Annotated in this window: 7 protein-coding genes; all 7 read left to right on the forward strand. The window is 72.5% G+C overall.

The genetic code is table 11. From position 1 onward, the window contains the following. The coding region (locus tag CCN51_RS31615) for an ATP-binding protein (RefSeq protein ID WP_107426118.1) at positions 1-1967 on the forward strand (1967 nt) is incomplete at its 5' end. A gap of 104 nt (positions 1968-2071) precedes the next feature. Continuing rightward, positions 2072-2761, forward strand: a complete 690-nt coding sequence (locus CCN51_RS31620; protein WP_014176176.1) for an SDR family oxidoreductase — start codon at positions 2072-2074, stop codon at positions 2759-2761. A gap of 67 nt (positions 2762-2828) precedes the next feature. Then, complete coding sequence (locus CCN51_RS31625) at positions 2829-3278, forward strand: MarR family winged helix-turn-helix transcriptional regulator (protein WP_014176175.1); 450 nt, start codon at positions 2829-2831, stop codon at positions 3276-3278. A 185-nt stretch (positions 3279-3463) separates the two neighbouring features. Then, entirely contained in the window at positions 3464-4864 is a 1401-nt protein-coding gene (locus CCN51_RS31630) for an MFS transporter (RefSeq protein ID WP_014176174.1), read from the forward strand. Next, positions 4861-5898 (forward strand): methionine synthase, encoded by a 1038-nt coding sequence (locus tag CCN51_RS31635; RefSeq protein WP_014176173.1) that lies wholly within the window; start codon positions 4861-4863, stop codon positions 5896-5898. Before CCN51_RS31630 ends, CCN51_RS31635 begins: the two co-directional genes overlap by 4 nt. 15 nt (positions 5899-5913) lie before the next feature. Beyond that, positions 5914-8100 carry an NAD-dependent DNA ligase LigA gene (gene ligA / locus CCN51_RS31640; protein ID WP_014176172.1) on the forward strand — a complete coding sequence of 729 codons (2187 nt, stop codon included), beginning with the start codon at positions 5914-5916 and terminating at the stop codon, positions 8098-8100. A 326-nt stretch (positions 8101-8426) separates the two neighbouring features. After that, a partial coding sequence (locus CCN51_RS31645; protein ID WP_086860385.1) for a putative bifunctional diguanylate cyclase/phosphodiesterase occupies positions 8427-10496 on the forward strand: 2070 nt, incomplete at its 3' end.

Genomic DNA, 10496 nt, shown 5'->3' on the forward strand with positions numbered 1-10496 from the left:
GCGCCGAGGCCGAGGCCGAGGGCGGCGGCGAGACGGTCGTGATCTCGGCGATCGGCGGGATCGGCGGGGTCGGCAAGACCTGGCTGGCGGTCCGCTGGGCGCACGAGAACATGGCGCGGTTCCCCGACGGTCAGCTGTACGTCAACCTGCGCGGCTTCGACCCGGCGGCGGAACCGGTGCTGCCGCCGGTCGCGGTCCGGGGGTTCCTGGACGCGCTCGGCGTCGCGCCCGACAGCATCCCCGTGGATCTGGACGCGCAGACCGCGCTGTACCGCAGCCTGCTGGCGGGCCGGCGCGTGCTGGTCGTACTGGACGACGCCCGCGACGCGGGGCAGGTGCGGCCGCTGCTGCCCGGCAGCCCCAGCTGCACCGTGCTGGTGACCAGCCGTTCCAGGCTCACGTCCCTGGTCACCACGCACGGCGCGCTGCCCCTGCCGCTCGACGTCTTCGGCGCGGCCGAGGCGCGCGAGCTGCTGGTGCGGCATCTGGGGGCCGGGCGGGTCGAGGCCGAACCGGATGCGGTGGAGGTGCTGTTGGAGCACTGCGCGGGCCTGCCGCTGGCCCTGGGGATCGTGGCCGCGCGCGCCGCGACCCACCCCGACCTGCCCCTCGCCGCGCTCGCCGAGGAGCTGCGGGAGGCGGCGACCCGGCTGGACGCGCTGGACACCGGCGATCTGACCGCCGATCTGCGCGCCGTCTTCGCCGCTTCGCACCGCGCCCTCTCCGCCCCGGCGGCCGAGCTGTTCGGGCTGCTGGGCCTGGCGCCCGGCCCCGACATCGACCTGTCCGCCGCGGCCGCCCTCGCCGGGCTCGGCGCGCCCCGTACCCGCGTAGTGCTCGGCGAGTTGGAGGCCGCGCACCTGGTCCAGCGGCACGCCCCGGCCCGCTACCGGATGCACGATCTGGTCCGGCTCTACGCGGCCGAATGCGGTCAGGCCGCCGAGCGTGGGCGGCGTACGGATGCGCTGCGGCGGCTGGTCGACTTCTATCTGCACACCGCCTTCGCCGCCAACAGCCTGGTGGACGGGCCGAACGCGCCGTTCCGACCCGAGCTGGACCCGCCCGCGGCCGGCTGCGTCCCGGTCCGCCTCGAGGACCCCGGCGCGGCCCTGGACTGGTTCGACGCCGAATACGCCTGCGTTCTCGCCGCCCAGCGGCTGGCCCTGAAGCAGGAATGGCACACCGCGGTCTGGCAGCTGGCCTGGACGCTGATCTTCTACCACTGGCGCGGTGCGCACTTCCGGGATCACCTCAGGGTCTGGCGGGCGGGGCTCACCGCCGCCGAGCAGCAGGGACATCCGCCCGCGCGGGCGCTCGCCCACTGGCGCCTGGGCCAGGCCGCCTCACACCTGGGACGGGGCGCCGAGGCCCTGGACCACCTCGGCCGGGCCCTGGCGGTGTACGAGGAGGCCGGCGACGTACCCGCCCAGGCCCATACACATCGCACCCTCGGATGGGTTTGGGAGCAACAGGGCGACAAAGAGGCCGCGCTGAGCCACGCCCGTCAGGCCCTGCGCCTGTATGAAGGGCTCGGCAACCCGTTCTGGCAGGCGAACCAGCTCAACGCGGTCGGCTGGTGCCACGCCCAGCTGGGCCGCTTCGAGGAGGCCCGCGACCACTGCGAGCGGGCCCTGGCGCTGTTCCGCGCCGAGGTCGGCCGGGGCGCCGAGGCCTCGACGCTGGACAGCCTCGGCTACATCGCCCACCACACCGGCCGCCACGACCAAGCGCTCGACCATTACGGCGAGGCCCTGGAGCTGTTCCGCGAGGCGGGCAACGCGTACGACGAGGCCGACACCCTCGCCAACATCGCCGACGCCCAGCAGGCCCTGGGCCGGACCGACGAGGCCCGGGAGAACCGGCTGCTGGCCCTCGACCTGTACCTCGCCCAGCGCCGCGCCGCAAAGGCCCAGCACATCCAGGACCGGCTGGACGAGGTCGGCGGTACTTCCGATGGCACCCGCTGAGCGGCACCTCCGATGGCACCCGCTGAACGGAGGCGGGTGAACCGAGGCGGGGCGACTTCTCCTCCAGAGGGCCCCCGCCCCGCCCGGTGCGGCAAGCTGGGGGCATGGGAACGCATCTGATCACCGGAGCAGGCTCGGGCATCGGCGAGGCCGTCACCGAGCGGCTGGCCGAGCGGGGCGAAGAACTGTGGCTGCTGGCCCGCGACGCCGGGCGGGCGCGGGAGTTGGCGGGGCGCTTCCCCGGGGCCCGTACGGTCGTCGGTGACCTGGCGGACCCGGACAAGCTGTCGTGGGCGCTGGGGCATCAGGCGCTGCCCGAGCGGCTCGACTCGCTGCTGCATATCGCCGGGGTGGTGGACCTCGGCGAGGTCGGTGAGCTGACCCCCAAGCTGTGGACCCGCCAGCTCGCCGTCAACCTGGTCTCGCCCGCCGAGCTGACCCGGCTGATGCTGCCGCAGCTGCGGGTGGCCCAGGGGCATGTGGTCTTCGTCAACTCCGGCGCCGGGCTGCGGGCCAACGCCCAGTGGGGCGCGTACGCGGCGAGCAAGCACGGGCTCAAGGCGCTGGCCGACGCGCTGCGCTGGGAGGAGAGCGGCAACGGGGTGCGGGTGACGACCGTCTATCCGGGGCGTACGGCCACGCCGATGCAGGTCAAGGTGCATCAGCAGGAGGGCAACGACTACGACCCGGAGCGCTGGATGACGGCCGGGTCCGTCGCGACCACGGTCCTCACGGCCCTCGACCTGCCGCGCGACGCGGAGATCACCGATCTGTCGGTGCGGCCGCTCGCCTGACCGGTTGCCGGGATGGGGGCCCGACGCGTACGTCGGTGTACCACGCACGCCGACGTACGCTGACGAGGTGAGCAGCGAAGCCGAAGCGAGTGCGACCGCCGAGCAGGCGGGGTGCGGGGTCAGGGAGATCCGGGGACTCGTCACCGAGCTGTCCCGGCGGATGGACGCGCACCGGCGCAGCCGGATCGCCGAGCTAGGCCTCACCCCCACCCAGGCGAAGGCCCTGGAGGAGCTGGGGGAGCCCAAGACGGCGCGGGAGCTGGCCGGGGTGCTGTGCTGTGAGCCGCCGAATGTGACGTATGTGATGGACAAGATGGAGAAGCAGGGGCTGGTCGTACGGCAGCCGCACCCCACGGACCGCAGGGCCAAGCAGCTGGTCCTGACCGACGCGGGGCGGGAGCTGCGGCTGGATCTGCTGCGGCGGATGGGGAAGGACTCGCCGCTGGATCACCTGACCGGCGAGGGGCGTCATGAGCTGCGGACGCAGCTGCTGAAGGCGCTCGACCGGGTGGGGTAGGCGGCTCGGAAGGCAAGGCCCCTGGGAGCCTCGTGGCGCGGGTCCCTGGGGCTTTCGTATGCCGTCAGTAAAGTTATAGCTGTATCTATTGCAGCTGCAATAGATACAGCTATAAGTTCCTGTGCATGATCACTCGTACGGAGAGAGCACGGCAGAGGCAAGAGGGCGCGGCACAGCCCGTGGGGATGGAACGGCAGGGCGTGCAACTCCTCGCGCTGGCCCTTGGGTTCGTGATGGCGACCCTGGACGTGACGATCATCAACGTCGCGGGGCCCGAGCTGCGGTCCGGCCTGGAGCTGTCCCTCTCCGGCCTCACCTGGGTCGTCGACGGCTACGTCCTCGTCTTCGCGTCCCTGCTGCTGCTCGCCGGCTCGCTGGCCGGCCGTTTCGGGGCGCGGCGGATCTATCTGGTCGGGCTCGGGCTGTTCACCGCGGCCTCGCTGGTGTGCGCGGTGGCCCCGGTCGCCGGGGTGCTGGTGGCCGGGCGGCTGGCGCAGGGGGCCGGGGCCGCGCTGTTCATGCCGAGCTCGCTCACCCTCCTCATGAACGCCTTCCCGGGCGGCCCGGAGCGCATCCGGGTGCTGGGCCTCTGGTCCGCGATCGTCTCGACGGCGGCCGGAGTGGGCCCCGCGGTCGGCGGGCTGCTGGTCGGCGGGCTGGGCTGGCGCAGCATCTTCCTGGTCAATCTGCCCATCGGGCTCGCCGCCCTGGTGCTCGCGCGGCGCTATGTCGCGCCGCTGCCCGGCCGCGCCATGCCGCTGGGCGCGGCCGGGCACGCGCTCGGTCTGGTCGCGCTCGCGGCGCTCGCGTACGGCCTGATCCAGGGGCCGGAGACGGGGTGGAGCGCGGCGCCGGTGCTCGCCGCGTTCGCGGTCGCGCTGCTGGCCGGGGCCGCCTTCGCGGTACGGGAGCGGGCCGCGGGGACGACAGCGCGGGTGCTGCCCGGCGCGCTCTTCGCCAACGCGCACTTCTCGGCCGCCAACGCCGTCGGCTTCCTCTTCAACCTCGGCTGCTACGGCGCGATGTTCGTGCTCGGGCTCTTCCTGCAGAACGCGCGCGGCGCGAGCCCCATGGAGGCGGGGTTGCAACTGCTCCCCACCCAGCTGGTCTTCCTGCTCGGCAACGTCCTGTACGCCAAGGTGGGGCACCGGGTGGGCAACCGGGCCGCGCTCGCCGGGTCGCTGCTGTACGCGGCGGCCGGGACGATCGCCCTCGCGGTCGTCCTCTCCCCGGAGCTGCCCTATTGGGCGCTCGCCGTGATCCTGGGCGTCTTCAACACCGGCCTGGGCGTCGCCTCCCCGGCGATGACCGGCGCCGTCATGGACGCCGCCGGACGCGAGCACGCGAGCATCGGCTCGGCCACGCTCAACGCGAACCGGCAGATCGGCACGCTGGTCGGCATCGCCGCGATGGGCGCGGTCCTCGCGGGCGCGGGCGGCTGGTACGCGGGCGCCGCGGCCTGCTTCGCGCTGGCCGGCGGGGCGTACGCGGCAGCCGCCCTGCTGGCCTGGTGCGGCCTGCGGGCGCCGCGAGCCGACGGAGCGGTTCACGCCGGCGGCCCCGCGGCTCGTACTCTTCCTGGGTGAGCGAGAAGAGCACCGCGAACGACGCGAACACCACCACCAAGCCGCGCTGGGGCGCCGGAGCCGCGACCGGCGTCGGGTCGATGCCGGGCGGCGACGCGCGGGAGGCAGCCAAGACCGTCACCGGGTCGCTGGAGACGCTGCCGTACCTGCCGGAGCTGCCCGCGCGCGGGCCCGGCGCGGACATGATCGGGCGGACCGCCGGGATGCTGGTCGAGGTGTACGCGCATGTGGAGCCGAGCGGCTGGCGGATCAGCGACCGCCCCGGGCGCGACACCCGGCGGGCGCGCGCCTGGCTGAGGGAGGACCTGGACGCCCTGGAGGAGTTCACCCAGGGCTATCAGGGCGCGCTCAAGGTGTCGGCCGTCGGGCCCTGGACCCTGGCCGCCGGGCTCGAACTGCGGGGCGGAGAGGCCGCGCTGAACGACGCGGGCGCCTGCCGTGACCTGACGGCCTCGCTCGCGGAGGGGCTGCGCGCCCATCTGGAGGAGGTGCGCCGCCGGGTGCCCGGGGCCGAGGTGGTGCTGCAGCTCGACGAACCGGGCCTGATGGCGGTCGCGCTCGGGCGGGTCCGTACGGCCAGCGGCTACCGCACCTACGCGGCGGTGGACCGGGGCGTGCTGGAGGGAGCGCTGCGGGATGTGATCGCGGTCGCGGACGGGCCGGTGGTCGTCCACTCGTGCGCGCCCGGCGTGCCCTTCGGGCTGCTGCGGAGGGCCGGGGCCACCGGGGTGTCGTTCGACTTCTCCTTGCTCACTGAGCGTGAGGAGGAGGCGATCGGGGAGGCCGTCGAGGGCGGCACCTCGCTGTTCGTCGGCGCCGTGCCGGGCACCGATGCCCCATTGTCGGACCCTGCCGGTAGCGTCATGGGTGTCAGGACGCTGTGGCGCAGGCTGGGGCTGTCACCGGGGATTCTCGCCGAGTCCGTGGTGGTCACCCCGTCGTGCGGCCTCGCGGGCGCCTCGCCCGGGTACGCGCGCGCCGCGCTGGCCCACTGCGTCCGGGCGGCGAGATCGCTCGCGGACAACCCTGAGTAACGGGAGGACGACACGGTGGCCGGCGAACAACAGTCGACAGTGCCCGCCGAGGCGCGGGACAAGCACGCCATCCTCGCTGAGCAGGTCGAAGAGCACCGCTTCCGGTACTACGTCAAGGACGCCCCGATCGTCAGCGACGCCGAGTTCGACCGTCTGCTGCGCGAGCTGGAGGCGCTGGAGGAGGAGTACACGGAGCTCAGGACGCCCGACTCGCCGACCCAGAAGGTCGCGGGGGCGTACGAGACCGAGTTCACGGAGGTCGAGCACCGCGAGCGGATGCTCAGCCTGGACAACGCGTTCGACGGCGAGGAGCTGGCCGCCTGGGCCGAGCGCATCGTCAGGGAGCTCGGGGACTCCGGGTATCACTTCCTGTGCGAGCTCAAGGTGGACGGCCTCGCGGTCAACCTCACGTACGAGCGGGGCCGGCTGACCCGCGCCGCCACCCGCGGCGACGGGCGCACCGGCGAGGACATCACGCCCAATGTGCGGACGATCTCCGTGATCCCCGACCGCCTCAAGGGCGACCGCATCCCGGAGCTGGTGGAGGTCCGCGGCGAGGTCTACTTCCCCGGGGCGCGCTTCGAGGAGCTGAACGCACGGCTGGTGGAGGCCGGGAAGCCGCCCTTCGCCAACCCGAGGAACGCGGCGGCGGGCTCGCTCCGCCAGAAGGACCCCAAGGTCACCGCGAGCCGCCCGCTGCGCATGGTGGTCCATGGCATCGGCGCGCGCGAGGGCTTCGACATCGACCGGCAGTCGCAGGCGTACGAGCTGCTGCACGAGTGGGGGCTGCCGACCGCCGCTCACTTCAAGGTCGTGGATTCGCTCGATGCCGTCAGCGAGTACATCGCGTACTACGGGGATCCCAAGCGGCGTCATTCGCTGGAGCACGAGATCGACGGCGTCGTCGTCAAGCTCGACGAGATCCCGCTGCAGGGGCGGCTCGGCTCCACCTCGCGGGCGCCGCGCTGGGCCATCGCCTGGAAGTTCCCGCCGGAAGAGGTCAACACCAAACTGGTCGACATCCGGGTCGGCGTCGGACGCACCGGGCGCGTCACTCCGTTCGCCGTGGTCGAGCCGGTCACGGTGGCGGGCTCGGAAGTCGAATTCGCGACCCTGCACAATCAGGACGTCGTCAAGGCCAAAGGCGTGTTGATCGGCGACACGGTGGTGCTGCGTAAAGCGGGCGATGTCATTCCGGAAATTGTGGGGCCGGTCGTCGATCTCCGGGACGGCAGCGAGCGGGAGTTCGTGATGCCCGCCGAGTGCCCGGAGTGCGGCACTCCACTGCAGCCGATGAAGGAGGGCGATGTCGATCTGCGCTGCCCCAACGCCCGATACTGCCGGGCCCAGATCCGTGAGCGGGTCTACTACCTCGCGGGCCGCAAGTGTCTGGACATCGAGAATTTCGGCTATGTAGCCGCCGGGGCGCTCACCCAGCCGCTGGACCCCGCCGAACCGCCGCTGAAGGACGAGGGCGATCTGTTCGATCTGAAGGTCGAACAGCTGCTGCCCATCACGTCGTACGTACTGGACCCGGACAGCGGACTGCCCAAGCGCGACCCCAAGACCGGCGAGGAGAAAGTCGTCACCTTCTTCGCCAATCAGAAGGGCGAGCCGAAGAAGAACACCCTCGCCATGCTGGACAACATCGAGGCGGCCAAGCAGCGCCCGCTGGCCCGTATCATCACCGGCCTTTCGATCCGTCATGTCGGGCCGGTCGCGGCGGCCGCGCTGGCCCGTGAGTTCCGCTCGCTGGACCGGATCGCCGAGGCGAGCGAGGAGGAACTGGCCGCCGTGGAAGGCGTGGGCCCCACCATCGCGGCCTCGGTCAAGCAGTGGTTCGCCGAGGACTGGCACCGCGAGATCGTGGAGAAGTGGCGCCGGGCCGGAGTGCTGCTGGAGGAGGAGGCGCCCGAGGACGAGGGGCCGCGCCCGCTCGAAGGGCTCACCGTCGTGGTCACGGGCACCCTGCAAACGCACACTCGGGACGGGGCGAAGGAGGCGCTGCAGAACCGCGGTGCCAAAGTCGCGGGTTCCGTTTCGAAGAAGACAGATTTTGTTGTTGTCGGCGACAATCCAGGATCGAAGTACGACAAAGCCATGCAGTTGAAGGTTCCCGTGCTCGATGAGGATGGATTTACGGTCCTCCTCGAACAGGGGCCCGAGGCCGCGAGAGAGGCTGCGGTGACGCCTGCGGAGTAGAACGGAGTACGCATGACTCCGTATCACCCACATGACTCCGCATCACTCCCCATCACTCCCCATCACTCCGCATCACCCGTCCGGCCGAACTGTCCGGTGGAGTACCGAGCGGGTTCCGGTCCAACCTGGCCGGAATACGACCGGGAGCACTTCCCGGGCATAGCGAGCGGGCATCACCCTTACAGCGCATACCAGATGGTTATGGATCGTCGGGCGGCATTCGGGCAACCGTCGCCGATCGCCGCCCGGCAAAGCCATCTGCCGCCTACTGTTGATGGTGTGCGCCTGCCGTGGCGCTGGCACCGCCGGCTGTGAGAGGGACGGGTATGAAACCGACCGAAAGCGCCGCCCCGGCGTCGCGGCTGCGCCGGCTCGTACTGCCCGCGCTGCCCGCCGCGGCGGTCGCGATGGCCGCTTTCGCACTCGGCATCGGGGTATTCCGGGTGCTCGACGCGGGCCATGCACTCTTTCCCGACGGCACAGTGGGCTGGTCCCTCGCCGTCCTCACCGGAATCATCGTCGGCCATCTCGTCGCCATGGGCCGCGACCGCTGGTGGGGCGGCACCGGATCCGGCGCCGCGTTAACCCTGGCCGCGCTGCTGCTGTTCGGCTGGCTCCCCGCCGGGCTGGTCAGCCTCGCCGTCGTCGTCCTGGTCGCCGCCGCCCGGCGGCACCGCTGGCGGCAGGCGGCGCTGCACGGCGCGGTCGACATCCTCGGCATCGGCACGGCCGCCCTCACCCTCGCCGCCTTCGGCACCGTCCCCACCGTCGAGCACCCCTGGCGGCCGGCGAGCTGGGACATGTCCGCCATCCCCCAGACGGCCCTCGCCGCCTTCGGCTATCTCGCGGTCACCCGCGCCCTCCTCTGGTACTCCCTCGCCCCGCCCGGCGCCGGACTGCCCACCCTCGCCCGCACCGCCCTCGTCCGACAGGTCCTCGTCGGCATCGCACTCCTCGGCATCGCCCCGCTCATCGTCGTCGTCGCCGACGAGATGCCCCTGCTGCTCCCGCTGTTCGCGGTGCCCCTGATCGCCCTCGACTCCACGCTGTGGATCGCCCGGGTGCGCGCCGAGGAGCAGCTGCGCGACCCGCTCACCGGACTGCCCAACCGCCAATGGCTGCTCGAACGCACCTGGACCGCGCTGGACGAAGCGGAGCGGAGCGGCACACGCAGCGCCCTGGTCCTGCTCGACCTCGACCGCTTCCGCTCGGTCAACGACACCCTGGGCCATCTGGCAGGGGACCGGTTGCTCCTGCAGATCGCGGACCGGCTGCGGCTCGCGCTCCCGGGCGGGGCGGAGGTCGCGCGGCTCGGCGGCGACGAGTTCGCGGTGCTGCTGCCCACCACCGACTCGCTCACCAGCGCCCAGCGCGCGGCCCGCAGCCTTGTCGGCGACCTCGGCTCACCGCTCGACCTGGACGGACTCACCCTCGTCCTGGAGGCCAGCGCCGGCGTCGCCGTCTACCCCGACCACGCCCTCGACGCCGAAGGGCTGCTGCGCCGCGCGGACGTCGCCATGTACCAGGCCAAGCGCGACCGCAGCGGCGTCGAGCTGTACGAGGCCCGCCGCGACGGCAACACCCCCGACCGGCTCGGCCTGCTCGGCGATCTGCGGCGGGCGCTGGACGCGGGCGACGTCGAGCTCCACTACCAGCCCAAGGTCGGCTTCGACGGCCATGTCTCCGGCCTCGAAGCGCTCGTCCGATGGGTCCACCCCGTCCGGGGGCGGGTGCCCCCGGACGAGTTCATCTCCATGGCCGAGACTTCCGGGCTGATGCCCCGGCTCACCGAGTACGTTCTGGAGACGGCGCTCGGCCAGGTCGCCCGCTGGCGCGCCGACGGCCTGGACGTACCCGTCGCGGTCAATGTCTCGCCGCGCGATGTGCACAGTCCCGGCTTCGCGGGCGCGGTCGCCGGGCGGCTGGCCCGCCACGGCGTCCCGGCCGGCGCGCTGCAACTGGAGATCACCGAGCACGTCCTGCTCGAAGACCCGCAGCGCGCCGCCGACACGCTGGCCAGCCTCACCGGGCACGGCGTGCGGATGTCCCTCGACGACTTCGGCACGGGCTACTCCTCACTCGTCCACCTGCGGCGGCTGCCGGTGAGCGAGCTCAAGATCGACCGGTCGTTCGTGGCCCGGCTGGCCGTGGACAACGAGGACGCGGAGATCGTCCGCTGCACGGTCGACCTCGCCCACTCGCTGGGGCTGCTGGTCGTCGCGGAGGGCGTCGAGGACGACGAGACCTGGGAGCGGCTGCGGGATCTGGGCTGCGACGCGGTGCAGGGCTGGCTGGTCGCGGCGGCGATGCCGCCCGACGAGACGACGGCGTGGCTGCGGGCCCGCGGCGAACGCGGCTGGCACCGCGAGGACCCGACCCCACCCCCGACCACGACC

Source organism: Streptomyces milbemycinicus, from assembly GCF_002154605.1.
Taxonomy (GTDB): Bacteria; Actinomycetota; Actinomycetes; order Streptomycetales; family Streptomycetaceae; genus Streptomyces; species Streptomyces milbemycinicus.